General features: G+C 64.2%; 33 protein-coding genes, 1 tRNA gene and 1 pseudogene. 17 read left to right on the forward strand and 18 right to left on the reverse strand.

Going from position 1 to position 25,940, the window contains the following annotated elements; genetic code table 11:
* Positions 1 to 169: 169 nt before the first annotated feature.
* The 3 genes from G3I17_RS40005 to G3I17_RS25510 all read right to left on the reverse strand — a co-directional run bounded on the left by G3I17_RS40005 (position 170) and on the right by G3I17_RS25510 (position 2,449).
* Positions 170 to 484, reverse strand: coding sequence for a hypothetical protein (locus tag G3I17_RS40005; RefSeq protein WP_203590726.1), 315 nt, complete (start codon positions 482 to 484; stop codon positions 170 to 172).
* A 156-nt stretch (positions 485 to 640) separates the two neighbouring features.
* Complete coding sequence (locus G3I17_RS25505; protein WP_164600119.1) at positions 641 to 1,462, reverse strand: MarR family transcriptional regulator; 822 nt, start codon at positions 1,460 to 1,462, stop codon at positions 641 to 643.
* Positions 1,463 to 1,669: 207 nt separating this feature from the next.
* Entirely contained in the window at positions 1,670 to 2,449 is a 780-nt protein-coding gene (locus G3I17_RS25510; RefSeq protein WP_164600120.1) for a hypothetical protein, read from the reverse strand.
* Positions 2,450 to 2,696: 247 nt separating this feature from the next.
* Here G3I17_RS25510 and G3I17_RS25515 point away from each other — a divergent pair, with 247 nt between their 5' ends.
* Positions 2,697 to 3,155: a hypothetical protein gene (locus G3I17_RS25515; RefSeq protein ID WP_164600121.1), complete on the forward strand. Its 459-nt coding sequence runs from the start codon at positions 2,697 to 2,699 to the stop codon at positions 3,153 to 3,155.
* Between the two features lie 17 nt (positions 3,156 to 3,172).
* Here G3I17_RS25515 and G3I17_RS25520 read toward each other — a convergent pair whose 3' ends face one another.
* Positions 3,173 to 3,430 carry a hypothetical protein gene (locus G3I17_RS25520; protein ID WP_164600122.1) on the reverse strand — a complete coding sequence of 86 codons (258 nt, stop codon included), beginning with the start codon at positions 3,428 to 3,430 and terminating at the stop codon, positions 3,173 to 3,175.
* Between the two features lie 13 nt (positions 3,431 to 3,443).
* A pseudogene (locus G3I17_RS40010) lies at positions 3,444 to 3,724 on the reverse strand (heavy metal translocating P-type ATPase); the annotation flags it as partial.
* Positions 3,725 to 4,617: 893 nt separating this feature from the next.
* Here G3I17_RS40010 and G3I17_RS25530 point away from each other — a divergent pair.
* A complete protein-coding gene (locus G3I17_RS25530; RefSeq protein ID WP_164600123.1) occupies positions 4,618 to 5,499 on the forward strand; it encodes a hypothetical protein in 882 nt (293 codons plus the stop codon).
* Positions 5,500 to 5,795: 296 nt separating this feature from the next.
* Here G3I17_RS25530 and G3I17_RS25535 read toward each other — a convergent pair whose 3' ends face one another.
* The 7 genes from G3I17_RS25535 to G3I17_RS25565 all read right to left on the reverse strand — a co-directional run bounded on the left by G3I17_RS25535 (position 5,796) and on the right by G3I17_RS25565 (position 10,795).
* Entirely contained in the window at positions 5,796 to 6,338 is a 543-nt protein-coding gene (locus G3I17_RS25535; RefSeq protein ID WP_164600124.1) for a hypothetical protein, read from the reverse strand.
* A gap of 131 nt (positions 6,339 to 6,469) precedes the next feature.
* Complete coding sequence (locus G3I17_RS25540; RefSeq protein WP_164600125.1) at positions 6,470 to 7,099, reverse strand: hypothetical protein; 630 nt, start codon at positions 7,097 to 7,099, stop codon at positions 6,470 to 6,472.
* Positions 7,100 to 7,460: 361 nt separating this feature from the next.
* Positions 7,461 to 8,147 (reverse strand): hypothetical protein, encoded by a 687-nt coding sequence (locus G3I17_RS25545; RefSeq protein WP_164600126.1) that lies wholly within the window; start codon positions 8,145 to 8,147, stop codon positions 7,461 to 7,463.
* A gap of 13 nt (positions 8,148 to 8,160) precedes the next feature.
* Positions 8,161 to 8,751, reverse strand: a complete 591-nt coding sequence (locus G3I17_RS25550) for a GNAT family N-acetyltransferase (protein ID WP_164600127.1) — start codon at positions 8,749 to 8,751, stop codon at positions 8,161 to 8,163.
* Complete coding sequence (locus G3I17_RS25555; RefSeq protein ID WP_164600128.1) at positions 8,748 to 9,317, reverse strand: UTRA domain-containing protein; 570 nt, start codon at positions 9,315 to 9,317, stop codon at positions 8,748 to 8,750. Before G3I17_RS25555 ends, G3I17_RS25550 begins: the two co-directional genes overlap by 4 nt.
* Positions 9,318 to 9,368: 51 nt before the next feature.
* Complete coding sequence (locus G3I17_RS25560; protein WP_164600129.1) at positions 9,369 to 10,028, reverse strand: YdcF family protein; 660 nt, start codon at positions 10,026 to 10,028, stop codon at positions 9,369 to 9,371.
* Positions 10,025 to 10,795, reverse strand: a complete 771-nt coding sequence (locus tag G3I17_RS25565; RefSeq protein WP_164600130.1) for a GntR family transcriptional regulator — start codon at positions 10,793 to 10,795, stop codon at positions 10,025 to 10,027. The genes G3I17_RS25560 and G3I17_RS25565 overlap by 4 nt, the downstream gene beginning before the upstream one ends.
* Before the next feature lie 378 nt (positions 10,796 to 11,173).
* On the opposite strand from G3I17_RS25565, the gene G3I17_RS25570 reads away from it, so the two are divergent.
* The 5 genes from G3I17_RS25570 (at position 11,174) to G3I17_RS25590 (ending at position 14,781) form a co-directional block, all read left to right on the forward strand.
* Positions 11,174 to 11,497 carry a hypothetical protein gene (locus G3I17_RS25570; protein ID WP_203590728.1) on the forward strand — a complete coding sequence of 108 codons (324 nt, stop codon included), beginning with the start codon at positions 11,174 to 11,176 and terminating at the stop codon, positions 11,495 to 11,497.
* Positions 11,498 to 11,821: 324 nt separating this feature from the next.
* Positions 11,822 to 12,331 carry a nucleoside-diphosphate kinase gene (locus G3I17_RS25575; protein WP_203590729.1) on the forward strand — a complete coding sequence of 170 codons (510 nt, stop codon included), beginning with the start codon at positions 11,822 to 11,824 and terminating at the stop codon, positions 12,329 to 12,331.
* Between the two features lie 61 nt (positions 12,332 to 12,392).
* Positions 12,393 to 13,574 (forward strand): radical SAM protein, encoded by a 1,182-nt coding sequence (locus G3I17_RS25580; protein WP_164600133.1) that lies wholly within the window; start codon positions 12,393 to 12,395, stop codon positions 13,572 to 13,574.
* 26 nt (positions 13,575 to 13,600) lie between these two features.
* Entirely contained in the window at positions 13,601 to 14,173 is a 573-nt protein-coding gene (locus G3I17_RS25585) for a 3'-5' exonuclease (RefSeq protein WP_343238410.1), read from the forward strand.
* Positions 14,167 to 14,781 (forward strand): AAA family ATPase, encoded by a 615-nt coding sequence (locus G3I17_RS25590; RefSeq protein ID WP_164600135.1) that lies wholly within the window; start codon positions 14,167 to 14,169, stop codon positions 14,779 to 14,781. The genes G3I17_RS25585 and G3I17_RS25590 overlap by 7 nt, the downstream gene beginning before the upstream one ends.
* A 253-nt stretch (positions 14,782 to 15,034) precedes the next feature.
* Here the strand turns inward: G3I17_RS25590 and G3I17_RS25595 are convergent.
* A tRNA-Lys gene (locus G3I17_RS25595) sits at positions 15,035 to 15,110 on the reverse strand.
* 214 nt (positions 15,111 to 15,324) lie between these two features.
* Between G3I17_RS25595 and G3I17_RS25600 the strand changes: the two genes are divergently transcribed.
* Genes G3I17_RS25600 through G3I17_RS25610 form a run of 3 tightly spaced genes read left to right on the forward strand, consistent with a single transcriptional unit; the run spans position 15,325 to position 16,966 of the window.
* Entirely contained in the window at positions 15,325 to 15,747 is a 423-nt protein-coding gene (locus G3I17_RS25600) for a DoxX family protein (protein WP_164600136.1), read from the forward strand.
* 50 nt (positions 15,748 to 15,797) lie between these two features.
* Positions 15,798 to 16,307, forward strand: coding sequence for a sigma-70 family RNA polymerase sigma factor (locus tag G3I17_RS25605; protein WP_164600137.1), 510 nt, complete (start codon positions 15,798 to 15,800; stop codon positions 16,305 to 16,307).
* Positions 16,304 to 16,966, forward strand: a complete 663-nt coding sequence (locus G3I17_RS25610) for a zf-HC2 domain-containing protein (protein ID WP_164600138.1) — start codon at positions 16,304 to 16,306, stop codon at positions 16,964 to 16,966. The genes G3I17_RS25605 and G3I17_RS25610 overlap by 4 nt, the downstream gene beginning before the upstream one ends.
* Positions 16,967 to 17,332: 366 nt before the next feature.
* Here G3I17_RS25610 and G3I17_RS25615 read toward each other — a convergent pair whose 3' ends face one another.
* From G3I17_RS25615 to G3I17_RS25625, 3 genes are all read right to left on the reverse strand, one after another.
* Positions 17,333 to 17,578, reverse strand: a complete 246-nt coding sequence (locus G3I17_RS25615) for a hypothetical protein (protein ID WP_164600139.1) — start codon at positions 17,576 to 17,578, stop codon at positions 17,333 to 17,335.
* 62 nt (positions 17,579 to 17,640) lie between these two features.
* Positions 17,641 to 18,348: a helix-turn-helix domain-containing protein gene (locus G3I17_RS25620; protein WP_343238411.1), complete on the reverse strand. Its 708-nt coding sequence runs from the start codon at positions 18,346 to 18,348 to the stop codon at positions 17,641 to 17,643.
* Positions 18,349 to 18,412: 64 nt separating this feature from the next.
* On the reverse strand, positions 18,413 to 19,210 hold the full coding sequence (locus G3I17_RS25625) for an arylamine N-acetyltransferase (RefSeq protein WP_239062886.1): 798 nt from the start codon (positions 19,208 to 19,210) through the stop codon (positions 18,413 to 18,415).
* Positions 19,211 to 19,295: 85 nt separating this feature from the next.
* On the opposite strand from G3I17_RS25625, the gene G3I17_RS25630 reads away from it, so the two are divergent.
* A complete protein-coding gene (locus G3I17_RS25630) occupies positions 19,296 to 19,691 on the forward strand; it encodes a RidA family protein (protein ID WP_239062887.1) in 396 nt (131 codons plus the stop codon).
* A gap of 24 nt (positions 19,692 to 19,715) precedes the next feature.
* On the opposite strand, the gene G3I17_RS25635 is transcribed toward G3I17_RS25630, so the two are convergent.
* Positions 19,716 to 20,582, reverse strand: coding sequence for an oxidoreductase (locus G3I17_RS25635; protein ID WP_164600142.1), 867 nt, complete (start codon positions 20,580 to 20,582; stop codon positions 19,716 to 19,718).
* A gap of 64 nt (positions 20,583 to 20,646) precedes the next feature.
* Complete coding sequence (locus G3I17_RS25640; RefSeq protein WP_164600143.1) at positions 20,647 to 21,423, reverse strand: GntR family transcriptional regulator; 777 nt, start codon at positions 21,421 to 21,423, stop codon at positions 20,647 to 20,649.
* A gap of 91 nt (positions 21,424 to 21,514) precedes the next feature.
* Here G3I17_RS25640 and G3I17_RS25645 point away from each other — a divergent pair, with 91 nt between their 5' ends.
* The 6 genes from G3I17_RS25645 (at position 21,515) to pqqB (ending at position 25,937) form a co-directional block, all read left to right on the forward strand.
* Complete coding sequence (locus tag G3I17_RS25645) at positions 21,515 to 22,633, forward strand: putative sulfate exporter family transporter (protein WP_164600144.1); 1,119 nt, start codon at positions 21,515 to 21,517, stop codon at positions 22,631 to 22,633.
* Positions 22,634 to 22,790: 157 nt separating this feature from the next.
* On the forward strand, positions 22,791 to 22,889 hold the full coding sequence (gene pqqA, locus G3I17_RS25650; protein ID WP_020387832.1) for a pyrroloquinoline quinone precursor peptide PqqA: 99 nt from the start codon (positions 22,791 to 22,793) through the stop codon (positions 22,887 to 22,889).
* A 126-nt stretch (positions 22,890 to 23,015) separates the two neighbouring features.
* A complete protein-coding gene (gene pqqC, locus G3I17_RS25655; RefSeq protein WP_164600145.1) occupies positions 23,016 to 23,732 on the forward strand; it encodes a pyrroloquinoline-quinone synthase PqqC in 717 nt (238 codons plus the stop codon).
* 26 nt (positions 23,733 to 23,758) lie between these two features.
* The gene (gene pqqD, locus G3I17_RS25660) at positions 23,759 to 24,010 is read left to right on the forward strand and encodes a pyrroloquinoline quinone biosynthesis peptide chaperone PqqD (protein WP_343238416.1); all 252 of its coding nucleotides are present in this window, start codon (positions 23,759 to 23,761) and stop codon (positions 24,008 to 24,010) included.
* The gene (gene pqqE / locus G3I17_RS25665; protein WP_164600147.1) at positions 24,007 to 25,071 is read left to right on the forward strand and encodes a pyrroloquinoline quinone biosynthesis protein PqqE; all 1,065 of its coding nucleotides are present in this window, start codon (positions 24,007 to 24,009) and stop codon (positions 25,069 to 25,071) included. Before pqqD ends, pqqE begins: the two co-directional genes overlap by 4 nt.
* Entirely contained in the window at positions 25,068 to 25,937 is an 870-nt protein-coding gene (gene pqqB, locus G3I17_RS25670; RefSeq protein WP_164600148.1) for a pyrroloquinoline quinone biosynthesis protein PqqB, read from the forward strand. The genes pqqE and pqqB overlap by 4 nt, the downstream gene beginning before the upstream one ends.
* The last annotated feature ends 3 nt before the right edge of the window (positions 25,938 to 25,940 follow it).

Here is a 25,940-nt window from a genome sequence, read left to right on the forward strand (position 1 = left end):
CGCCCGGCTTCAGCCTGGCGCTGGCGCAGCTGCTCAAGCGAGTCCTCCAACACCGCAACCTCGCCAAGCCAGCCCCGACCCTTGACCTCCGCTAGCCGCTCAGTCGCGTTGGCCGTCATCTCCTCAATGCGCGGCAACTGAGCGGGATCGACGCGCAGGAACCGGCCCTTCAGCAGGCGTGTTCGTGGACACATGCTGCGCCGTAGGGGCGGTGGCAATCGCCAAGGGCGATCTTGCGGAGCAGGAAGCGGTTCTCGAACTCGGCCCACTCCTCACCGGTCGCGGTCCGCAGCTCACCGCCCGGGCGGGTGGCTCGGCGGCGTTCGACGAAGTGCTGATGGGCGGCGACCCGCAAGCGGCCGCGAGGCGCGTTAGGAGCGGCGGACCAGGGTGGGCGGGAGCGGCGACGGAGGAGTCGCGTGGGCGTAGTACGCCGGTACTGGTCCGCCCCCAACAACTCCCATCGCTTCCCGTCCAAAACCATGGGCTTTCCTAGCCCTGATGTTTCATGGGGTTCCGGTGTGTCTTCCGGTGCCTTGTTTTAGGTGGGTTTGACCGTTGATGGCGTGGGTCGGCCCGGACCTTACGTACGTGCCCGTCGCCCGGGGCCAGCCGGTCAGGGCCGCCCGTCGGCGTCGCTCTAGAAGGGACTGGCGGCTTTGAGCTTCGCGGCGATCGGGCCGAGGACGGTGGTGAGTTCGTCGATCTCGTGCGGCTCGAGGCATGTGTACGCCGGGGCGGCCAATGCGTCGGTGAGCTCCTCGATCTCGGTCCTGAGCTTCCGGCCGGCCGGCGTGAACCCGTCGGCGGCATCGACCAGGCCGCGGAGCCGGAGACCGTCGACGACCGCGTCCAGCTGGTCGTCGGCGAGCGGGTCGAGCCGGCCGAATGCTCGCGGCTTCATGTCCCAGTAGAGCGCTTGCAGCACGTGCGCCTCCTGCCCGTCGATGCCAGCGGCGACCAGCGCGGTCAGGTGGCCATCACCACGGTGTTCGCGGAGCAGGGTGGCTGCGTGCCAGAGGCGAGCCAGGGGTTCTTCGGGTACTGGGAGCGAGCGGAGTCCGGCGTACAGGAGCCTGCCCTCCATCGGTGCGTTGAACGCGGCCCTCGTGGCGAGTTCGGCGGCCCGCGCGATCGCCGGGCTGTCGGCCAGGTCGCCAAGGATCCGGCGGAGCGACGCGACGCACCCGCGCTGCTGGGCGGCGAGGGCGGCCTCCGGCGTGGCGATGTCCCAGACGCTCGGGATGCACGCGGCGACCTCGCCCGGGGCGAAGTTGTAGAACAGCGCATCCACGACCTCGGCCGGCACACGTCCGAGTGGCGCCGACCGCGCGGCGAAGTACCCCGGCCAGTAGCCCTCGTATCCGAGCGCCTGCAGCTCCTCCATCGCCTCGTCGGCCATGTAGGCGACTTCATGGATCGGTACGAACAGCTCCTTGAGTCGCCGCGCCATGCTTTCCATCGAGGTTCTCCTAGTGGTCGAACCGGCCCGTCACCGATCTCTCACTATGCCTACGAACCAGCCGGGCGCCTCTCGACAACGCGCCCGGAAGTTTCTCACTCCTCGACGGAGAAGGGGCCTGCTCTCCCCCCACAGCTGGGGTGGTCACCGCACGTTGAAGGCGCCTGACAGCCAGGCCGGTTCGTAGTACCGGCCTGGCTGGGAGGGTCAGTCGTTGCGGTGGTCGGAGTAGACGCAGGTGGCAGTGCCGCTGCCGAGGGTTCGGCCGGTGTACGGCGAGCTGACTGTTGCCCAGACCGTCTGCGACTGGTAGTACCGATCGGTGGCCGGGCTCGAAAAGCCGACGTCGGTGATGGTGCCGTTGACGGGGGAAACGGTATGCGTTGCCCAGGTAAAGCGTTGCATGGTGAAGGCGGGGTCAGTGGCCGAGTTCTGTGAGGTGGTGCTGCGTTCCCACTTGATCCCCAGGCCCATCGGCTGGGGCTCGTTGAACTGAACGCCATCGACCCGGGCAGTGATGGTCTGCGTGTCATGGTCGCAGGTCAGGGTGACGGTGGTGTGACGGTCGTAGTCGCAGGTGGCGGTCCGGCTGGTCAGGATGCCGCCGGCGGTGTTCTTCACCGTGGCGGTGACCTTCTCGGTGTAGAAGATGTAGCCGCTGATCGGGAAGTCACGGGTGTACCCCTTGACCGTCAGATCACTGCTAGCGGTCGACTTGCCAGCCACCGTGGTGGTGCTGCCCGTCGCCGGAATCTTGGCCGACGTAGTCGCCGTCGCGTAGTACCCCGACTCGACCTTGAACTCCACCTTCACAGCGGTATTGGCCGCCACCCCATACTGACCGGTGACCCCGGTGGCGATCTTGTTGGTCACCGGATCGCAGGTGATCCACGCATGAAACGAGGTCGCGGCCGCGGCGGCCGGACTGGTTAAGAGCAACGCAGCAAGCAGACCGACAACACTGGCCAGCAAGGCAGACAGGCGCACGCACTTCAAGATTCCTCCCAGGATTGGACTCGTTCCTTAGATGCCCGAACGGTCCCCGAAGTTCAGCCACACCACCCAAAATGCAGCTGGGAGGCCGAACTGGTCCCCGCATGGCATACAAGGCAAGGCCCCGCGCGCGGTACGGGTGGGGTACGGGCAGAGACACGTCAGCGACAACGCCTACCGTCTGGGACGTATTCAGCGGGCGGACACAAGCCGGCTCGGGGGACATCTCCTTGGAGGATCGATGAAGGCAAGCGTTCTGAGGGCAGTGGTAGGGGTCGCAGCGGTGTTGAGTGGATTGTTGGTCGCAAGTCCTGCGCAGGCAGCCGACGGACCGGTCTCCGCTCGCGTGTACTACCCGAGCCCCTCCTCTGGCAGTGGTGGGCTCGCCAGTGCGAATCTCGACTTCGTCAACCGGACGACCGTCGTCTACCGCAGCCTCAAGGTGCGCGACATCTGTCCCGGTGACAACCGTCCGGTGTTTGCGCAAATGACGGTGTTGGACACCAACGGACGCCTCTGGTATGTCGGCCCCGCGAAAAGGGACAACAACGGCTGCGGCCCCGACGGCACCAACTTTGGGAACGTCACCCTCACGTCTGGATTTGTCGTGGCGAGAGCAGCCCTGGCGGTGTGCGTCTACAACACATCGGCCACCCTGCGGTGCAAGACCAGTGTTAGTCGAGACAACCCGTACGTCTGAATCATCTGACAAGCCGTTTACACGCCCCGGCGGTGGAACGCCGGGAAGGCTTGCGGCCTGCCCTTCTTGTCCTGACCGCTGCGTCGAGGTAGGCCCGGGCGGCCTGGAGGGTTGAACGGGCGGCGTAGCGGGGTCCAGCGGTCGAGTTGCGGCTCGTCGAACAGGTCGACGATCGCCGACAGGTCGTCGTCGGTCCATTCGCTCAGGCGCAGACCGTGCCCGGCCAGCTGGATGTCGCCGCTGAACCGGCGCCCGGCCGCCGGCGGGGACGTCATTGGCGTTGCCCGTCTACCTGGCGGCGCGGTTCCAGGCGGTGTTGCGGAGCAGCCGGAGCTCGTTGAGGCCGACGATGACGGTAGAGGCTTCGTGGCCGGCGACGCCGAGCGGCAGGGGCAGCTGGCCGACGAGGTCCCAGATCACCAGGACGGTGATGAAAGTGGCCGCGATTATCAGATTCGCGGTCACGACCCGGCGAGTTCGCCGCGACAGCGCGATCACGGCCGGATGGTGGTCAGGTCGTCGCGGACGACGACCGCGTCGGCGGTCTGCAGGGTCAGGTCGGATCCGGCGCCGCAGATCATCACGAAGGCCTGCCCACCACACCAACTCGGTCGGGTAGTTAGTGCAGTCAACTGACCACCAGAGCCAGGGCCCGTACCGAGCTCCTGCGCCTTGTGGACGAGGCTGCCGACGGCGGGGAAGCGGACGCGTTCTCATGGCTAACCTCGCGCGTCTTCCGCAAGACCACGGCAACCATGCTTGACGACGCCGGACAGAGTGCACGGCAAATCGCCGACCAGCTCGGGCACGCCCGCCCGTCGATGACCCAGGACGTCTACATGGGCCGGAAGGCGAAGAACCCCGGCGCTGCCGTCAGCGCTCGAAGCGGCCTTCAGCGACGGCTAGAGATCCAAAAGCATGCCGTAAAGCGTGCCATCCGGAAGCTACAGACCCCAGGTCAGCCTGCTGACCTGGGCTTTTGTGGGCCCCGTCGGACTCGAACGGACAACCCGCGGATTCGCCCCGGAATCGACGCGATCATGCCCGTTGCTTCCCGACACCCCTCCTGACCTGCACGTATGCCCGATCAGGCTTGCAGTCCACCCCCGACAGATCCCATCACTTCCCATCCAAAACTATGGGGTAAACCATGGGTTCCGCGGGTTCCTCCAGCTCCACACCGTCGACAGCGGGTGAGGAGCTCCGATGTCGTGAGGCCATCGAAGTAGGCGACGGCGCGCCCGATGTCGACGCGGAGCTCGACTGCTGCAACTCTTACAGTCTGGATTCCGATATGGGCCTAGAAGCACAGTGAAGATTTGGGGGAGCACACGAGCAATGTAGATAGTTGGGTTGATGCTGAGTTTAGGTCCTATCTGTGCTTCTCGACCTGTCTGGGGGTTGCGTGATGAGTCTTTTCGGGAATCGCCGCAGAAACGATGAGAGGCGGCAGGGTGCAGCCGTGCCAGAACTTGGCGATTCTTCAGTAGAAAATCCCCGGCCGGAGTCAGCCAAGGATATGTACGAAAGAATTGAACAAGCGCAAATTCGCACCAACTGGTTCGACTCACAGGAGCGTCGCGACTGGAAGCGGAACGTTTCGCGCTTCGCTGCCGTTGCACTGGTACTTGGAGGACTTCTCGGATTCTATTTCCCCCCGTCTCTTCCGGGCTCTTCGGAAATGCCGATCATTTCCTGGCGGATCTCGGGACTTTTTAGTGGCATGGCTTTGGGTGGCGTAGCGGTAGTCTACTTTGCCTATTTTAATCGCCGCCCACATTTCAGGTCTGCGGCAGACCGATTCATGTTGGGGATCGATCAGATTAGGCTCGCGCAGGCCGAGGCAAAACTTGCTGAAGTGTCTGACGCCGATGATGGATCGACGGATTTTGCCAGCCTATGGCAAGTAACTCAGCGCAGACTTGACTATTACCATCGAATTGCGACTACTCAATCCGAGCGTAGTTTCTCCTATGGGCAACGCGCCGCGTGGCTTGGGCTCGCCCTTCTGACCCTCTGCGCCGTGTTGTCGATACTAGCCAAATCGCCAACTGCCGCCGGTATCGCAGGCGCGCTAGGCTTGGCCGGTGGAGGGCTTGCGGGATATTTGGGACGAACGTTCATGCGCACTCAAGAGGCAGCAACTGCGCAACTTCGGGAGTACTTCGCCCAACCGCTTGAGTTCTCAAGGTACCTCGCTGCAGAGCGCATACTGGAGTCAATTGCCGATCCGGAGATCCGCGCCCGCGCAACTGCGACGCTAGTTGAGGCAATCGTCGACCGGCACCAGCCAACCAGAGAAGATCATCGCTCGGCACCCGAGGCTGCTAGCGAAAAGAAGTAGACGCATGGTTCGACTGCTGTATGCGAGTGGCCCCGCTCCGAGCATGACCGCACTCTCGGCGCTGTCCGCCGATCTCCAACTGTTCCAACCCCGAGTAGGGAGGTTGGACTGGAGCAGATGGAGAATTGGCCAGACCGATTACGGGCCTCACTCATCGAGAGCGGACTGTCCTCGGGAACAAGGTGAGCCCGGTCAAGCTGGAGATCCTTCAGGTCGGCTGCCTGGACGGTGCCGGCACGAAGGCGCTCATCTACGAGCCCTGGGCAGTGAATTTCCTTCACGTGTCAGAGGACTGATCATCTTTGACGCAGAGAGGTTTGGTCACTGGGTTCTGCATCAACAGCAGGCGACGGCTTCTTCTTTGTGGATTTCCAGCCCGAGTTGGCCTGGTGATGCCAGTGGCGTCCCGCGTTGTCCGTCACTGTCATCCTCCTGATGGGCTTCGCCGCCACCCCCACCTGCGCGTCCTTGGTGGAGGTCAAAGTACGGAAAGTTGCGGTGTCTCCGGGGCCGACTACGAGACCAGTTGGAAGCAGTGTTTGCATTGTAGATTCCGAATTGCTGTAGTAGAGATCCCAATCTTTTTCCCATTCGATCAGAATATGTATTGGGAGTGTGCTTTTGTTGGCTAGGATCCAGCCCTTGTTTCCATCATGCTTTCCCCGCCACCATCCAACCTGATCGATTTGCACGCGCTCGGAATTCGTGTGGTCGCGACGCAGGATCAGGAGACCGAGAATTAGTGCGCCGGCCGTCCCGATGCCACCAACCCACTCTGCTACCGATCCCCAGTCGGCCGACCGTCCCCAGCAAATTGAGATCAAGCTCATGAGAGTCATAGCGAGACGGTATCGCTGCACTCTGGTCTATTCAGACAGCGACACCGCATGGAGCGCAGATGCCTCCGCCTATATTCAGTCCTGCGGGTCAGGGAGACCAACTCGTGCATGACTGGGATGCCTGCAGCTCGTCATGGGCAATCGGGGTATGTGCCTCTCCCCCGCTTGGCGAGGTTGACTAGAGATTCATCACGCCAGTTCTGCCGTCCGCAAATTTCTCGCTTCTTTATGCTGTTCGGCGTGAGGTATAGCACATTGCGGGGGGATCTTCTCAGTATGCTAAGTGTATTGCTGTCATTTTTGATGACGTAGCCGATTACCTTCTGATTGCCTGGATCGCTCGTGTCGATCACCTCAGTGGGAAGCCATGCTGTGCTAGATGTTACGAGTGTCGCCGCGAACGGAAAGACCAGTAGTGAAAGAATGACTGCCGTTGGGCTTCGCGCTACCTGCCTACCCGGTTCAGAGCGATCTGTTGCGCCGAACGAAATAGCCATGAAAAGACCTATTGGCAAGAAGAGCCAGTGTCGAACTGGAATCAGGATTGACATGCCCATCAGGGTTATGACTGTTGTGAAGATCTCCCAGTAGGTCGGTAGCCGTTTCGCTAGGATGATTCGATAGGCGTGCCTCGCCACATATGCGGTCGAAGTCGAGGCTATTGCGATTGGTAGGAATACAAGAAATGAGCCTATGAGGATTCCGGTGGTGCCGGTATCTCTGGCAATCGCCATGGCGGTCGCAGCGTTGCCTTCAGACATATTCAACAGGCGAAATATGATGATTAGACCAGTTGCCGCCGTCACGATCAGGCCTAGGTGACTCCAAGGCTCTGTGGGCCCGAAATGTATGCCCCCTGGAGAGACTGGTGGTGTGCTGCTCTGAATTCTTTGGGTGCGTCGCAGGTTTCTCGGATACCGCGTCCTGGCATTCTTGGGCGCGCTTCTTTTCGGTGACTTGATTGACTTCTCGGTTGTCATATCGTTCGCATCCTGTGGTGACTTTCGATAGTGACTCGGCAACTTGGTGGGACAGCGCACCTGGGACTACCGCATTCCGATAGTCGCCGGTATCGGTCTAGAAGCGGCAGGACTTGTTGCCGGCTCTTGCTTCCTAGTCCGGCTACAGGCCGCGTTGGCGTCCGATTCGCTCTATCTCAAGTCTTCCTTCGACTACGGTTTGAGCCAATCTCTCCCCTTTCTCACGGACCTCAAAGAATTCGTCATATCCTCCCTCGAATTCGTGCGGTGCTGGAAGTTCGCTGATTCCTGTTTGCGTCGAATGCGGAAAGCCTTCGGAGGCGAACCAGCTAGATAGTTTCTGTACTTTCTCGCGGAAGGCGCTGAATGCCTTCTGGGTCACGGCGTCGTCGAACTCCTCGTAGCGCCATGCCTGCAAAAAACCGAAGATTGGAAGCATGTACTCGTTCTGCCATTGTTTTCCGGGAAAGGTTTCGAGGAAGGGGATTGTGCCCGTGTTCATTGGGAACTCCCCTAAGAGGCGCTCGAACTTTTCCTTATCTCGCGGTGTTGGATGAAGGCGAGTCTTGAGGTCAGAAATCTCGTGGGCCTTCGCGAGCGACTCCGCCCGCAGTGTTGCGCGAGACTGCGCCAGTCGGTTCGTCAGGAAAACCAGCGTCAAGATGATCAGAAGGCCAGTTATAGCGACATGGAGCGGATGTGTCTTGACCCAACTTCTGATCGAACTGGACAGCACCAACGAGAAGAAGGCGGCAATGTCGACGACGGCGGCTGCAATCGCGACGGGGGTTGATCGTACGATCCGTTCCGGATAGCTCTCATTACTCATCTTTTCCGCCGTGTTATCGCGCAACGCCGAGCGGAGGAAATGTCTCACCGCTAAGGGTGTGGTCGATGAGGTTTGCAGTAGTAGCTTGGGTGGCTAGGCGGAGTTCGGCGGGACGCTCGAACAGCGCGCCGGACATGCGTACAGGGTGGGTTCGGGTGGTGAGGTGCTGGAAGCCGCGGTCTAGGTAGTACTTGTGTAGGCCGGCGTTGTCGCGCCAGCAGTCGAGGCGTAGCCAGAGGTCGCCGACTAGTTCGGTGCGGTAGCCGGACCAGTCCAAGAGGACATCGCCCAGGCCGGAGCCGCGGTGGTCTGAGCGGATGATGAATTTGTAGAGGTAGAGGGCGGGGACCTTCAGTTCCTCGGGGGTCCAGAAGTCTGGGTCACCTTTGTCGAGGGACAGGCTGCCGATGATCTCGCCGTCGTCTGTTGAGACGACGAAGGTGCTGCCGGCGCCGATCCATCCTTCGATGACTCGGGCGCCGTAGGCACTCTTGGTCCACTGCTCGATGCCTGCTGCCTTGAGCCACTCTTCGGCATGGCGTCGAAGCGCTAGAACAGCTTCGACGTCTTCCTCGCCGGCCGCGCGGACGTGGTAGGTGGTCACTTGGGTTCTCCGTTGGTCGGGAGGTGCCGTTCTGGGACGGGTAGGTCGTAGGTGATGACCTGGCGGTCGCCGGCCGAGACGTGGATGAGGACGCGGCGGCCGGTCCCATCGATTCCGATTCGGGCGTGCTGGCCTACTGCTGTGCCCGGTGACAGGGACATCAGTTCCGCCTCCTCGGCGGTTGGCATCCGGACTTCGATGTTGTCGATGAACCGGACCTGGCGGAAGCCGAGCGCGTGGTAGATGCCGCCGGGCAGCGTGGTGTCTTCGGGGCTCATCAGGGGCGCTCTGCCGTCGATGAGTTTGTAGGCGATGTCGGGCGGTGTCCATGTGTCCGCGATCATCGCGACTCGTTCGGGAATGCCTTCCTCGGGGCGGCTGACTAGCCGTAGGCGCCGGCGTCTCACGGCCGGTGTGCCGGGTCCTTCTAGTTCGAGGAACTCCGCGACCTGAGGTGGCGCGGGCAGCTCGCTCACGTTGACTAGGACCTGGCGGCCGGTCCACTTCGCCGCCTCCACTCCTGCCAGCCGCAGTTGTGGAGCGTCCAGATTTGGTTGGGCGATCACTTGGTTCAGGAGCACATGGGACCGGCCGGGTTGGTTCTGATCTGTTGCTGGTTAGGCAATCAGGCGCTGGGTGTAGCCGGCGTCGACGAGGTGCTGGTATGCCGCGTGGACTTCGGCCGGTATTGGCTGTGGGATGGCGAAACCTCTGGCTGCGAAGACGTCGATGCGCTGAGTGTCGCCGACAAGCATGTTGAGGACACGGTTCACGTCACCGATCGAGGCGACGTACTCGTCGAGGGGCATGGGCAGCGAGGCGCAGATCGGGTCCACGTCGGGCCAGAGCTTCCGGCAGGTGGCGTAGGCGCGGCGTTGTTGGTAGGGCCGCGAGATGAGTGTGACCGTCGCTGGTAGCAACTGACGCTTAGCCAATGCAGCACGCGCCAGCGTAATGTTCTCGCCGGTGTTGGTCGCCATGGGCTCGACGATGATGTCTTCCTCCGGTACCCCGAGTTCGATGGCGTGTTCGGTGTAGTGGATTGCTTCGCCGTATGGGAACCGTTCGATGGTGGTCGGTGCGTTGGCGCCGGTGAAGAGGATCCGCGGGAACAGTCGTCGGTGGTACAGCTCGGCAGCATAGGTGGCAACGCCGAGATCGTGGCTGCCGAGTCCTATGCCGACGTCGGTTTCGCGCAGCTCGTGGTGCATGTCGTGGTAGTCCCAGAGCGTCTTTGCAGCGGCGAAGTGCTCTTCGGGGATGCCTTCAGCGGTCATTCGGGGATCCGGAACGTGTAGGTCCAGGAGAATCGACTGGCTGCGTGCGTTCCTCTGGCGAACTCCACGACACGACCAGTTCGGGCCATAGTCGTCCGATGCAGGATCATCACCGGCTCTCCAGCGGGCAGCTCCAGTAGCTCGATCTCGTCCGGCGTCGGCATCCGCGAGTGGAATGTCTCGGTCATCGTGTCGGGCTCGAGTCCCTGCATCGTCAACACTGCAAAACCGCCGCCGCGGCCCGCCGGCCCAGGCGTCGGATCGATCAACGGAGTGCCTTCGACATCGTCGGGCAGGTAGTAGCTGGTCAGCGTGTGAGTCGGCTTCCCGGTGGAGTCCCTGACAATCCGGGCTCGCTCATAAACCTGGGCGCCAATCTCGATCCCGAACGCTTCGGCGATATCGGCATCGGCCTCCACGGATGCGATCGTCTGTGTTTGGTCGGTCGGTTTCCACGGCTGCCCAGAGGCCTCGCGGTCAGCGATGAAGGCCACGACATTGCCGAACTTCCACTTGCTCTTCGCGTACCGCTCCGCGCCCAGCCGTCTCATGGGTGGTCGTTCGCGGACTACTGTTCCGCGGCGCCGTATCGGGGTTACCAGTCCCTCAGCAGCGAGCAGTGCGATCGCATTGCGAACCGTCTTCACGTTGACCCCGTGCAGCTCGGCCAACTCTTCCTGCTTCGGCAACGTCGAGTCAGGGGCGTAGTCGCCTCGCATGATTGCCTCGCGCAACGTCGCCGCGAGCGCTCTGTAGCCGCCGATCATCGTCCTCCTCGCATGTCCGCATAACGGTAGCCCTGACTGTCGGATCTGCCCATCTGAGATCAATAGAGGCGGCTCTATTGACACCTAGGCGACGAGCCGACTTAATAGAACCACCTCTAATGCAGGGTGTTGGAGTGGTCGCCCATGGTGCGATCCGTCAAAACCAGGAGACCTTTGATGCTGACTCACCAAGTTCCAGAGCGATCGTCGAATTGCCGGGTGCTGGTGTGGTTCGGAGCCAGCATCGTGGTCGAGAGGTGCCTGGGCCCCGCCGAAGCAGTCGAGTATTCAGTTGGGATGGCGCGGCGCTACCCGAGCCTCCGGGTCACCAACCAGCCAGCGATTGCGGTGGTGCCAGGACGAGGAGCTTTGAGTGACGTGGACTACACCCGACCGCTGTTGCTCGGGTACGTCCTGAAGCACCTGCTCATGACCGACGGGGAGCTCGCCGACGTCAGGGCCCAGTTGGAGGAGTTCGCCAAGCTGGAAGGCTTTGCGATGGGCACGATCTATGTCGAGGTAACGGAGACGTCGCCAGCCGCCTTCGGAGCATTGATCGAGGCAGTCAATCGGTACGAGGTGACCACTGTCGTCATTCCCGGTCGCCTGCATTTTGCCGCTCTGGCCGTGACCCACGACGTCAAGGACACCTTCGAGCGGGCGACCGGCGCTCGTGGCGTCATCGCGAGTCTGAATCCATGATCTGGCGGAATCGGTGGGGCGTCGTCCTCGGCCTCTCGGTGCAGTGCGATCGCTGCACGCTCATCCGTTCCGTCGCCTACATCCCTGTCTGAGTTCCCGACCCTGTATCCCCTGACTGCTCAGACGGGGATCCCAAAGTCCGGCTGGCGCGGCGTGGCGGCGAGGCCGCTCTGCGCCAGCCGTTCCAATCCGACCCTTGGTTGAACTTCGGGGGAGCAGCGAAAGGAGACTGCATATGTTGACGTCTGATGTCTTTGCTGCCTTTGAGTTGGCATTGGCGCGATGAGGACGCCACCTGCTGATGGTGAGTATGTACTGGGTGGCGTGGACTGGAGCCGGTGGAGCGTCATTCTTCTGAAGCCGGATTGCGTTCAGCGTGGCCTCGTCGATGTGATCCTGGAGCGAGTAGGCAGGGACGTTTCGGTGGTTGGCCAGATGAACGTGACAGTGGCTGATTGGCAGATCTTCGTTCACTACTGGGATCTCCTGGTGAACGCGGACTGGTTCACCGATCGAGAGGTCGTGTCCTGCCTACGCGACAGCTATGTCGGGCAACAGGTCACCGTTGCGCTCGCCCATGGCTCCGAGGGCGCGGATACGCCGACTGTGGTCCGTTCCCTGCTTGGACATTTCGACCCCAGTAAAGCCACGCCCGGCACACTGCGCGCGGACTACGGCGTCGACTCGCTTGAACTGGCCAGCGCGCAGGGCCGGCTGGTCGACAACCTGATCCATTCCTCGGACGACTCGGTTGCCAGTTGCCGGGACTTCGGCATCTGGTACGGGGCAAATCGCTGGAACCTGATAGCTCCCACCGAGGTCGGCAGCGCTTGATGACGAATCACCTGCACCTAACTGCCTCGCTAGCCCAATCCCATAGCCTCGGAGGTTCACCATGGTGACACCCACCGTCCGCCGCCGCGCGCTGCCGCTGCTCACACCCGAGCAGATTGGCGGTCTCAAGAAGGAGTTGGCCGACACAATCGAGTACCGCAAGTCGGGACTCTCGCTAAATCACGTCATCGGTTGCCCACTGGACTGCGGCTACTGCGTGAGGCATCTGTTCGACAACTTCGAGCTCAAGACTCCTCGTGCTCTGATGACCGACGAAGCTGCTGTCGAGCTGCTGACGACACACTCCTACTTTCAGCCACACATCACCCCGCTTCAGATCTTCAATCGGGCAACCGATCCGATGCTTCCGGTGGTGAAGCAGCACACCTTCAACGTGCTTCGACTGCTTGACGATCAAGGCCTCAAGAACCACGTCCTCGTCATCACTCGATGGAGGGTCGACGAGGATGACTGCGCGGTCCTCAACAGCTTCACCAACATCAAACTCACCGTGCTGGTGACACACTCTGGCATCACCGATCCGCGGATTGAGCCGGTCGACTCCCGCATCGCAGCCCAGAGCCTCCGAACCCTCCACGACAACGCGGACAGGTATCGCACGGTCTTGTACTGGCGACCGATCGTTCCGGGCCTGAACGACACCGACAGCGATATCGATCGAGCGTTGGAGCTGGCCGAGCACGCTCACGCCACGGTCTTCACTGGCTTGTTCTTCCGCGACGAGATCAGCGCGTATTACCGCAGCCATGGCATACCGGTGCCTTATGACGAGACCGCACGCCGCAAGATCATGCCCGAGCAATCCGAGCGGCGCATCCTCGAACGATTCCACCGGCCGGCCGACACCGGTGCACCCTTTGGAGCGCTATTCCGGAAGACAAGCTGCGCCGTCGCGTACGCCCACGGCGAGGCCGACTATAACGGGCACTACGGCATCCGTGAACTCTGCGACATCTGCCCGGTGTCGCAACTCGCCGTCTGCGCGAAGGCATGGAAGGCGCCAGACCTGGATACGGTGACCAGCCAGGCTCGTTTGCTCGGCGCGACCAGCGACCCGGTCATCACTGACCGCGCAGTTATCGTCGAAGGGCTGAACGAGCCGCCGCGGTACTGGCTTCAACACACCCACGGCTACCAAGTCCACGACCTGGCCAAGCCCCATCACCACCGGCGTCACGGCCGCGCTGAGATCGGCTGGCGCGCACAGAACGGGGAACAGTGAACACGAGCACCTGGCCTCGGTTGCTGGTGATCGACGTCGAGGGCAACGGAGCCAATCCTCCAGACCTTGTCGAAGTTGCGGCTCTGCCCATCACGCAGGGAAAACCCAACACCAGTGGAGCCGGCGCCTGGCTGATCCGGCCACCAGTACCGGTTACAGGATTTGCTGCGCGCATCCACGGGCTCACCAACACCGTCCTTACCGATGAACCTCCGTGGGACGACGTCGCACCACAGGTAGAAGGTCTACTCGGCCAGGCCTGGATCTGTGCCCACAATGCTCATGTCGACTACGGCGTACTCCGCAGACACCTCCCAGACTGGAAGCCGGATGGTGTCCTGGACACCCTTCGCCTTGCGCGGGCAACTTGGAAAGGTCTTGGCTCCTACAGCCTCGATGCCCTAATTGCCCACGCAAAGATCGATGTGCGCAACGCGCCTGGTCAGCGACACCGGGCGACCTTCGACGCATACGCCACTGCCTGCCTACTGGTGTCCCTGGCTGCCGAATACGACACCTGGGATGCCCTCGTGGCAACTGCCGTCCCGCCTGGTATGCCCGGATATCCAGCACCTGAAGAAGAGGCAACGTTATGGTGACCGCCCCTATCCGCATCGGTATCGCTGGCACTCACTCGACAGGCAAGACGGTCCTCATGCGCCGCATCGAGATGGAGCTACGCGCCATCGGCCTGACCGTTGCCCGAACCCACGGACTCGGCAAACGCGCGGCGGCAGCGGGCCTGCCAAAGATGCACCGCCATACAGCTCTATCGACTGAGTGGATCATCGCAGCGGGAGTTGCCGACGAGCTAGCCGGCGCAACCAACGCGGACATCGTTCTAGCCGACCGGGCATGCATTGACGCGCTCGCCTATTACACCGCTGCGGTCGAGCATCGTAACGAGCAGATCGATCCGCAGACCCTGGGTCATCTCGAACAGCTTGTAGCCATGCAAATGCCCGCGTACGTGGTGTTGTTCGCGACCGTCCTCGATCCGAGCGCGCCTGTGATTGCACGCCACGACTACGACCCTGCCTATCGAAGGCTGGTCGACAGCCACCTACATCAACGCCTGCGTGCAGGCAACCATGAACACCACCTGGTCCACAACGACCCGGCAAGCCGGGAAGCAGCAATCCAGGCGGCCCTTGGCGCGATCGACAAGTCTTGGGCATTGGCGCCGATTCCGACTGTTCACTCTTAGTGCTGGAGCCCACTTTGTCTCCGGAGCATTGGAGCGGCTCCGGCCTGGTGCCAGATGCCGACCCGAACCGGCTCGGTCCTGCCGGTGTCAGCCGATGCTGCATCATCGTGAGCCGCGGGTTGACTCATCGCCGGGGACTCATCCAGATGTCCGGTAGGAGGCAAGCCGCGCCTGACCGCGAGGCGCGACGGAGGAGTGCCGGGGGAGGGGTGGGCGGGAGCACGCGACGGAGGAGTGTGCGTGGGCGTAGTACTGGTGGGCCCCGTCGGACTCGAACCGACAACCCGCGGATTAAAAGTCCGCTGCTCTGCCAATTGAGCTAGAGGCCCTGGGTGCGGGGGACAGTCTGTCAGGTGGGAGGGGTGGATCGCCAATGGGTTGGGGTAGACCAGCGTGTCCAGTGGTTTCGGAGGGTAGTGGAAAGGTTGCGGTGCGTTGAACCGGATGGGGGTGTGGGTCGTTCTGGGGGGTGAGGGCATCCCCCAGTGCCTGACCAGCGGTGGGGGATGCGTGGACCCGTCCGTTCACCGTGAGGAGCAAGTGATGAGTGTGCTGGAGCGCTGGCAGGATCAGGTAATGGCCGTTTTTCGGATTGTTGTGGGGTTCTTGTTCGCTACGCATGGGGCCGCGGCGATCTTCGGGGTGCTGGGGACCAAGCAGGTGGAGGCCTTCGTCTGGCCGGGTTGGTGGGCCTCGGCGATTCAGGCGGTGGGTGGGGCGTTCGTGATGGTGGGGCTGGGGACCCGGTACGCCGCTTTGCTGTGCTCTGGTTCTATGGCCTATGCCTACTTCACCGTGCATCAGTCCGGCGCCCTGTTGCCGGTGCAGAACGGTGGGGAGAAGGCGGCGTTGTTCTCGTTCGCGTTCCTGCTGATCGCGTTCCTGGGTTCTGGCGCCTGGGCGTTGGAGAAGCTGCCGGTGTTCAAGCAGCAGGAGGCGCGGCAGTTGGCAGCTGCGACTGAGTGACCCCGGCGGAGCCGGAGGATGACCACCTCGACGACTGGACAGGAGCGCCGATGGCCGACGACCGCGCGGCGCTGCTGCGGGAGCTGCACGACGTGCACGCGCCCTCGTTGTGGCGGTTCGTCGTCCGGCTGACCGGGGACGACCGGTTCGCCGAGGACGTCGTTCAGGAGACCCTGCTGCGGGCGTGGCGGCGCCCGCAGATCCTGACCGAGGACGAGGCGGGGGCCCGGGCCTGGCTGTTCACGGTGGCGCGCAATCTCGTCATCGACGACCGGCGCAGCGCCCGGGTCACCCGGGAGGTAGCCAGTGACGACTTACCGGAGAGACCGAGCGCCGACCACGCGAATGCAGTACTCGACGCGTGGCTGGTGTCCGACTCGCTGGCGCAGTTGTCGGACGACCATCGGCAGGTGATCGTGCGCGCGTACTACGGCCGGCGCACGGTCACCGACATCGCCAAGGAGCTCGACATCCCGGCCGGCACAGTGAAGTCGCGATTGCACTATGGGCTGCGGGCCCTGAAGCTCGCGCTGCAGGAGAGGGGGGTGACGAAGGAATGAGTGACCCGTACCGGGAGTGGGACGCGGCGTATCTGCTCGGGGCCTTGTCGGCGAAGGATCGACGGGCCTACGAGGAGCACCTGCACACCTGCCCGGAGTGTTCGGCGGAGGTGGCGTCGCTGGCCGGCGTGCCCGGGACTCTGGCAGTACTGCCGGACGACCGGACGCTGGCGACGCTCACCGCTCCACCGCCGAACCTGTTGCCGGGCCTGGTGCGCAGTGTGCAACGCGACCGGCGGCGCAAGCGGTACCGGCTGGCGGCGGTGGTGGCGGCCACCGCCGCCACCGCGGCCGTTGCCGGAATAGTCATCCAAGGGACGCTCACCCGCAACGAGCCCACGGGTGACACCGTGGTGCTCGCTCAGACCGTGGTGAGCAAGCTGACCGCCGACGCTCGGCTGGTGGACGAGCCGTGGGGGACGACGATCGAGATCAGCTGCCGGTACGACGAGCTGGCGACGCCGAGTGAGCGGGCGCGCGGCTACGAACTCTATGTCACCGACGACGCCGGCAAGGCGACGCTGCTCGCGACCTGGACGGCCGCACCCGGTACGACGGTGAAGCCGGCCACCACGACCAAGCTGCATCGCGACCAGATCAAGGGGCTCGATATCCGCGGCGCCGAGTCCGGCCGGGTACTGCTCGCGGTGAACTTCTGAAACTGGTTGCCGTCAGCCCCGCTGTGACTGATTGGCCACCGTGCGAAAGGGCACTTGAGAGCGAGGAGCGACTGGTTGCTCGAGAGATTGGTCATTCCAGGCCCCGGCGTTCAGAGGCGTGCGCCGGGGCTGCCGATCGGCTGTCGGCAGATTCTTGCAGGAAACCTGTAACGCTATGAGGGTGACAAGCGATACACACTGTGTAACGCCACTGAGAATCCTGCCCCAGGTTAACCGCCCGAAGGCCTGGGGCGGGGTTCTCGTCAGTCGCTCGAGGCGCCCCGACGTCGTTACACACGAAAGCCCCCGGATGCTCCCGGGGGCCTTCGTACGTCCTGCTCCTCCTCTAAACCTCAGTGCACTGCGTTACTGCGCAGACGCTCGCTCAGTCGGTCGGTCCGACTCCGGTAGCGCGATCCGGTCCGCCGGCAGGCGATCCGTTTGCTCGATACCGTCGTCGCCCTCGTACTGCACCACGCCGATCCATCCCGTGTCCTCGTGCTCGCGGCCGATCAGCCAGCCGCGCCGCCACTGGCCGTCCACCTGGACGATCACGTGGCTGGGCAACGAGAGACGGGACACCAGCTCGGTGTCGGGCTCGAACTCAGTCATGGCCGAAGGCTAGGCGGTTTCACCGACAATTGCCCATCGGAGCGTGTTCCCTGTCACACGTCTCACGATCTGGCCACCAGTTCTCGCACAACGCCAACAGACAGGCCCAAAGTCTCCACCGACCCGGTCACCCGCAGTGCTCGGCCGCCGGGGATGCGTGTTACCCACCCCTGTAGCAACGAATGTGCGCACATAGCGGCCCCCGCGGCGCCGGCAAGATGCGGTCGCCGCTCAGTCACATCAAGACAGGCCCGTACTACGGGTCGCCCGCGCCGCGGCTCGACGACGATGCCGAGCTCGTCGAGCCAACGGACCCCGTCGCCGGTGAGCGCGACCCCTTCCGACCAGTCGAGCAAGCCGCGTTCCGTCATCGCATCCGCCAGCGCGACGCCGAGCCGCCCGGCGAAGTGGTCGTAACACGTGCGAGCACGGGCGAACGCGTCCCTTCTCGATGCCCCGGCCAAACTCGTTGCCTTCGTCGCACGCCGAGGAGCCAACGCCGCAAGGCCTTCCAGCAGCTCGGCCGTCTCGGGCCCGGCGAGTTTCACGTACCGGTGCCGTCCTTGCCGTACTTCGCTGAGCAGCCCGCCGTCGACCAGCAGGTTGAGGTGTTCGCTGATGGTCGGCCGCGAAACCCCCGCCAGCTTGGCGAGCTCGGTCGCGGTCCAGGCGCGTTCGTCGAGCAGCGCGAGGCAGACCGTTGCCCTGGTGGAGTCGGCGAGCATCTTCGCCCAGGTGGCGAGTTCCTGGCCCTCCGTCGACGTGTTCACCCCTCCATCCTGCCTCGCCGACAGTTCGGCACCCACCGAACCGACCGGCTCCTAGCGTCGAACCTCAACTTCCGAGAACGAGCCGTAGCCGGTCCACTTCCTCGGCGTTGAGGACGACGTCGAGATCCTTCAGGACGGCGTTGATCTCGTCGGGAGCGACCGTGCGCTGCGTCGTCCGGCCGTCGGCGTACTCGATCGTGAGCTGGTCGCCGACGAGCCGGCGGCTGATGCCTTCGTCGAGGCGCATCACGACGAGCTTGGTGCTGAAGGGCGAGTCGGGACTGGTGGAGATGTACTGGTGGTAGACCTTGTAGTCGATCAGCAGTTGCGGTTCGTTGTCGGAGGCATGCATCGGGACCCAGCCGTCCGGGGTCTGCTTCGACAGCGTCCACAACTCGCCCGCGGCGGTGAGCTTGTGGTCCCAGCCGGCCTGGTCGACGACGGCGCCGTCCTTCAACGGCATCGGGTGCAGCATGCCGGCGCCGAAGCCGACGTCCGCGAGGAAGTCCTGCCCGTCGATGCGGACCAGGAGCAACATGTGCGTCCGCGGCCCCGGCCGGTGCGGCTGGACTCGCGCGACCCGGCGCTCGACCTCGAAGCCGAGCGCCTCCAGGACGGCGGCGAAGAGCAATGCGTGCTCATAGCAGTAGCCACCGCGCTGCCGGCCGACGAGCTTCGACTGGATCGCATCGAACTCGATCCCCGGATGGGTGCCGAGGACGACATCCACGTTCTCGAACGGGATCGTCCGGACATGCGCCGCGTGCAGGCTGTACAGGGCCTCGACGGAGGCTTCGGGGCGCGGATGGCCGATCCGTAGCAGGTAGGCGTCGAGGTCGAGGGATTCGGTCTGCCAGGTCATGGTCTCCATGAGACCAGTTCGAGTGAGGTTGAGGTCAAGTCGGCTGCCGGGTGAGGATGGGGGTCTAGATCTTGGAGGAGATGTCTTGAGTCAGCTCACCCACCTGAACCCCGAAGGTGTCGCCCCGGGCAACGGGTACAGCCATGTCGTGACCGGCCCTGGTCGCTGGGTCGCGATCGCCGGGCAGGTCGCGCTCGACGCCGAGGGCAACCTCGTCGGCGAGGGCGACGCCGGTGCCCAGGCGCGGCAGGTGTTCGCCAACCTCGAACGCTGCCTGACCGCGGCCGGGGCGACCTTCGCCGACGTCGTGAAGCTCAACTTCTATGTCACCGATATCGCCTTCCTGCCCGCCATCCGCAGCGCGCGAGACGCCCACATCGACACGACGAACCCGCCCGCCAGTACTGCGGTGCAGGTCGTCGCGCTGTTCCGCCCCGACGCCCTGATCGAGATCGAGGCCTACGCGGTCGTCCCCGACTGAATCCGCGGAAAGGCGGAATGGGGACTACTTGCCGATCGTGTCCAGCTCGGCAACGGCGTCCTCGGGCAGTACCAGCGACGCGGCCGCGAAGTTCTCGCGTAGGTGGGCGACGGACGAAGTACCGGGGATGAGGACCAAGGTGGCCGACCGCTGCAGCAGCCACGCCAGTGCGACCTGCTGGGCGGTCGCGCCGAGGCGGGCGGCGACCTTGGTCAGCGTCTCCGACTGCAGCGGGCTGAAGCCGCCGAGCGGGAAGTACGACGCGTAGGCGATGCCCTCGTCCGCGCACCGGTCGACGAGTGCGTCATCGGCACGCTGCGCCAGGTTGTAGAGGTTCTGGACGGTGACGACCGGGGCGATCGCCTGCGCCTCGGTGAGCTGGGTGTCCGAGACGCTGCTGAGGCCCAGGTGCTTGATCAGCCCCTCCTGCTGCAGCTCGGCCAGCGCGGTGAACTCCTTGGCCAGCGAGCCTTCGGTGACTTTGTCGTTCCCCGGTGCCCGGAGGTTGACGACGTCCAGGGAGTCGAGCCCGAGGTGTTCGAGATTCTCCCGGACCTGCGCCTTCAGGTCGTCGGGCTCGAGCGAGTGGATCCAGCTCGCGTCGGCAGCGCGCCGCGCGCCGACCTTGGTCACGAGGTGCAGATGCGGTGCGTACGGATGCAGGGCCTCCTTGATGAGCTCGTTGGTAACCGTCGGGCCGTAGAAGTCGCTGGTGTCGATGTGCGTGATGCCCAGCTCGACCACGGTGCGCAGTACGGCGATCGCCTCGTCGTGGTCCTTCGGCGGACCGAAGACGCCGGGCCCGGCGAGCTGCATCGCGCCGTAGCCCATCCGGCTGATGGTGAGATCGTCTGCAAGCGTGAGGGCGCCCCCGGGAAGATCAGTAGTCATAAGTCGACTATCGCCCGCCGAGCAGACCTGACGGGATGCCCCCGCTGTCCTGGGACCAGTAGGGCTAGGAAAGCGCAGCACCGGCAGTCAACGGCGCCAACCGATAGCCGTCATGCGCAGAGAACTCCGCAGCCAGGGCAAACCGATCACCCCGTACTACGGTGTGCCGCCACTCGAGTTTGCGGCCCTGGGCGTGCCCCAGCCGGTTGATCGAGAAAGCGGCCGCGTCGGCCGGGCAGTGCAACAGTGCTCGCTCTGCCGGCGTCGGGTTGACCGCACGAATGTCCTCGCGGCCGTGGTCGAGCCGGAGCCCAGTGCGCTCGGCCAGCTCGTTGTAGAGGCTCGTGTGGCTGAAGTCGGCGTCCAGGAGTCCTCCAGCCAGAGATGCGGGCAGCCAGACGCGGTCCAGCGCCAGCGGCTCGTCCCCTGCGAACCGGACTCGCTCCAGGTACAGCAGTGGGATCGACGACTCCAGATCCAGCCTGGTGGCGATCACCCCGTCAGCGCGGATGTCCAGGGCCCGTACGACGCTGTGCTGCGGCAGACCCGACGCCTCCACCGAGGAGAAGAGACTGTAGAGCGCACCCATCGGCTGCCGGATCTCCGGCGAGCTGGCGACTCGTGGCTGGCGCCCACGCTCGGCGACGATCAGCCCGTCGGCCCGGAGCTTGCCGAGCGCCTGGCGGACGGTATGCCGGCTCACCTGGTACTCCTCCACCAGCACCAGCTCGCCAGGGAACAGGTCGTCGAACTCGCCGGCCCGGAGGCGGCGTACCAGCTCGTGCTGCAGCTGCTTCCACAGCGGCTGTTTGCCGCTGCGATCCAGCTTGCGGTCGCTCATCCGGACCTCTCTGGTCGATCCCGGCTTGCCAAATGTCCGGTCATCTCCTAACTTAAATGTACGCACATTTCCGTCAGGAGGACCGCTCGTGGTGCACGTTGAGGTTAGGTCACCGGCTGTTGTCGAGACCGAACCCGCGTCCAAGCCCCACTTCATCGAGCGTGTCCCCGGCTTGTTGGTGGTGCTCACGCTGGCGGCGGCCGCGGTGCCGCTCGGGCGGTTGGTGCCGGTGATCGGCGGGCCCGTCTTCGGGATCGTGCTCGGCGTCCTGGCCGGGGTGCTCGTGCCCACGCTGCGCGGCTCCTGGTCGCGCCCGGGGTATGAGTTCGCCTCCAAGACATTGCTGCAGCTGTCGATCGTCGTACTGGGCACCGGGCTGTCCCTTCAGCAGGTGGTCCGGGTTGGTAGCGACTCGCTGCCCGTGATGCTGGGGACGCTGACGGTCGCGCTCGGCGGCGCCTGGCTGTTCGGGCGGCTGCTCGGAGTGCGCGGCGACACCCAGACGCTGATCGGAGTCGGTACTGCGATCTGCGGGGCGTCGGCGATCGCCGCTGCCACCGCCGCGATCGGGGCGAAGCGCTCGTCGGTGGCATACGCGCTGGCCACGATCTTCACCTTCAACGTGGTCGCGGTGCTCGCGTTCCCGCCGCTCGGCCACCTGCTCGGCCTCGACGCCCAAGCCTTCGGTCTCTGGGCCGGTACTGCGATCAACGACACCTCATCGGTAGTTGCCGCGGGCTACACCTACAGCCAAGAAGCCGGCGACCAAGCCCTGGTGGTCAAGCTCACCCGCTCCCTGATGCTCATCCCGATCGTCATCGGCCTGGTGATCCTCAAGTCCCGCCGCGAGGCGCGCACTGCCAATCGCCTGGCCACGGCGAACCGCGTCGGCGCAGCAAGCGGGGAGGCTGCCTCCGCGATCGGGCACGCCCCCGGCTTGCCGTGGCGGCGGATGGTTCCGTTGTTCCTGATCGGATTCGTCGCGGCTGCGGGGTTGCGAAGTGCCGGACTTGTACCGAACGCGTGGCAGGACACGCTGTCACTGGTGGGCACCTTCCTGATCACCTCGGCCCTGGTGGCCATCGGCCTGTCGATGCGGCCGAGCGAACTCCGCAAGGCCGGCTGGCGGCCGCTCGCACTCGGTGCCTTGTTGTGGATGTCGGTAGCACTCAGCAGCCTCGGTCTGCAGCTGCTCACCGGCACGCTCTGACCGGTTTACAATCTGGAATTCGTGCGGTATGCGCATTCCAAGGGGCGGGACAGGGCTAGTAAAAGTCCCTTTGTAAGTCTTATCTTGCAGATTCCCGGCCCTGCCGGGCCGGGTCAGCGAAGACGGCGCCCCCCGTCATGATCGCAAGGAGCACCCCATGGTGGAAACTACCCAGCGCGAAGCCTGGATCGCCCCTGATTTCCTCGAGTTCGAGACCCCGACCGAGGTCACTTCCTACGCGGCCCGGGTCGACTGAGATACCGGTGACAGGGGCCTGCCCAGCAGGCCCCTGTTTTCTCGTTTTCCCCTGAACAGTTCCGCCACAAGGCATTTCTCCATGCCCAGTTCCATTTGTGGCGTTCCATTGTGAGGCGGAGGCTGCGTGTCCACGTTGAATGCCGAGGAATTCACCGCCGCGTTACGCGGGCTGTCGTACCGGTACTGGGGAACGCACCCGTTCCACCGGCGCCTGCACGCCGGCGACCTGGACGAGCGGGAGTTGCGCCTGTGGGCGGCCAACCGCTGGTACTACCAGAGCATGATCCCGCAGAAGGACGCGGCGATCATCAGCAACTGCCCGCTGCCGCACGTCCGCCGCCAGTGGCTCGACCGCATCATCTACCACGACGGCAAGCCCGGCAAGCCCGGCAAGCCCGGTGCGGACGGCAAGGATGGTGGACTCGAGCGCTGGCTGCGCCTGTGCGAGGCGGTCGGGCTGACCCGCGAGGAAGTCCTCGACGAGCGCCACCTAGCGCCTGGCGTACGGTTCGCCGTCGACGCCTATGTCAGCTTCGCGCGCACCAAGCCGTGGGTCGAGGCCGTCGCCTCCGGCCTGACCGAGATGTTCTCCGGGCACCTGATGAAGCAGCGCGTCGTGGACATGCTCACTGCATACGAGTGGATTCGCGCCGAAGACCTGGCCTACTTCACCAACCGGATCGACGCGGTCTCGGGTGAAGGGCAGGCGACCCTCGACCTGGTCGTCGAGTACTGCGTCACCCGCGAACAGCAGGACGCCGCGATCGCTGCGCTGTCCTTCAAGTGCGACGTGCTCTGGTCCATCCTCGACGGCATCGAGCGAGCGGCGGCCAAGCAGTGAATCCCCAAGCAGTGAATCCCCAAGCAGTGAAGCCGCGCCTCAAACGTGGCGTGCGATTGACCTACGACCACACCAGGGACATCCAGGTCCTCCTGTACCCCGAAGGCGTCCTCGTTCCCAATCCGACGGCGACCGCCATCCTCCAGCTGTGCGACGGCGAGTCTGACGTCGAGCAGATCACTCTTGCCCTGAGCAACCAGTACGACGGCGTCCAGGCGCAACAGGTCGTCGACATCCTCACCCGGCTCGCCGATCGACAGGTGGTGGAGTGGTCATGACGGAGGCGCCTCTCGGGCTGACGGCGGAGCTGACCCATCGCTGTCCGCTGCACTGCCCGTACTGCTCCAACCCGCTCGAACTCCTGCAACGTGATCAGGAGCTGAACACCGGGCAGTGGAAGGAGATTCTCAGCCAGGCACGCGAGCTCGGCGTCCTCCAGGTGCACTTCTCCGGCGGCGAACCGCTCGGCCGCCCGGATCTCCCAGAGCTGATCGAGCACACCGCCGGCCTCGGCGCCTACGTCAACCTCGTCACCAGTGGCCTCGGCCTCACGGAAGCCAGGCTCACCACGCTCGTGGACAAGGGGTTGTCGCACATCCAGCTCTCGGTCCAGGCGGCCGACGCCGAGCGCGCCAACAAGATCGCCGGCACCCGCGCTCATCACCACAAGCTCGTCGCCGCCGAGCTGATCAAGCGCACCGGCCTCCCGCTCAGCGTCAACGTCGTCCTGCACCGCGCCAACCACGACCAGCTCGAAGGCATCATCGCCCTCGCCGAGCAGATGGGCGCCGACCGGCTGGAGCTGGCCAACACCCAGTACTACGGCTGGGCGCTGCGCAACCGCGACCAGTTGATGCCGACCAAGGATCAACTCGAAACCGCGGCTCCGGTGGTACGGGCTGCCATTGATCGGCTGAAAGGGCGGATGCAAGTCATCTACGTCGTCGCCGACTACTACGAGGAGTATCCGAAGCCGTGCATGTACGGCTGGGGTGCCCGGCAGTTGACCATCGCGCCTGATGGGACGGTGCTCCCGTGCCCGGCGGCCAGTGCGATCGAGACGCTGAAGCTCGACAACGCGACCACCAAGTCGCTGCACGAGATCTGGTACGGCTCGGAGTCGTTCAACGCCTATCGCGGCGAGGACTGGATGAGCGACACCTGCCGGAGCTGTGACCGGCGCGGGCTCGATCACGGTGGTTGCCGGTGTCAAGCATTCCTGCTGACCGGCGACGGCGCCGCGACCGATCCGGTCTGCAAGAAGTCGCCCGATCGCGAGCTGGTCGACCTGATCCTGCGGACGCCGGTCAAACAGGCCGAGTTCGAGATGCGCGGATGAGGGCGATCCTGCTCGGGACCGCCGCCGGTGGTGGCTTCCCGCAATGGAACTGCGCCTGCCCGACCTGCTCCGACCCGGGGCTCGTCCCGCGCACTCAGGACGGGCTCGCGATCAGTGCTGACGGCAACGGCTGGTACCTCGTGAACGCGTCGCCCGACATCCGCGCGCAGATCCTCGCCACCAAAGAGCTTCGGGCTGGGCCGGGCCCGCGCGAAACGCCGATCAAGGGAGTCTTCCTGACCGATGCCGAGCTGGATCACACGCTGGGGTTGATGATGCTGCGCGAGGGCGTCGGCCTCGAGGTGTTCGCGCCGCCTGCTGTCCTTCAGGCGTTGAAGGATGTCCGGTCGACGTTGAGCAAGTACGGCGCCTGGACCTGGTCAACGGTCGGGTCGGATCAGTACCTGGCCGGCCTCCGCGTCAAAGTGCTTGCTGTTAGCAACAAGCAGCCGAAGTACGTGACCAGCACGACCGGCGATCCGTGGGTGGTCGCCTATCGCTTCGAGGATCCGGCCACTGGTGGCGTGCTCGTCTACGCGCCCTGCCTGGCGACCTGGCCGGATGGGTTCGACGAGTTCGTGGACGGCGCGGCGTACGTAGTACTGGACGGCACTTTCCATGACGGTGGTGAGATGGCGGACAAGGCCGATTCCACCGCCAAGGCGCAGACCGTGATGGGACACCTGCCGATCGAGGCCAGCCTGGAGCGCATCCGCAAGCTCAGCGCCGCGCAACCGGGCACGGCCTGGGCCTACACGCACCTCAACAACACCAACCCCGCCCTGGACCCGGCGACTTCGCAGTACGCCGGAATCCGGGCGGCAGGCGTGAAGATCCCACCCGACGGCACCGTTCTGGTGCTGTGAAGA

The sequence above is a fragment of the Streptomyces sp. SID13031 genome (assembly GCF_010548305.1).
Classification (GTDB): Bacteria; Actinomycetota; Actinomycetes; order Propionibacteriales; family Kribbellaceae; genus Kribbella.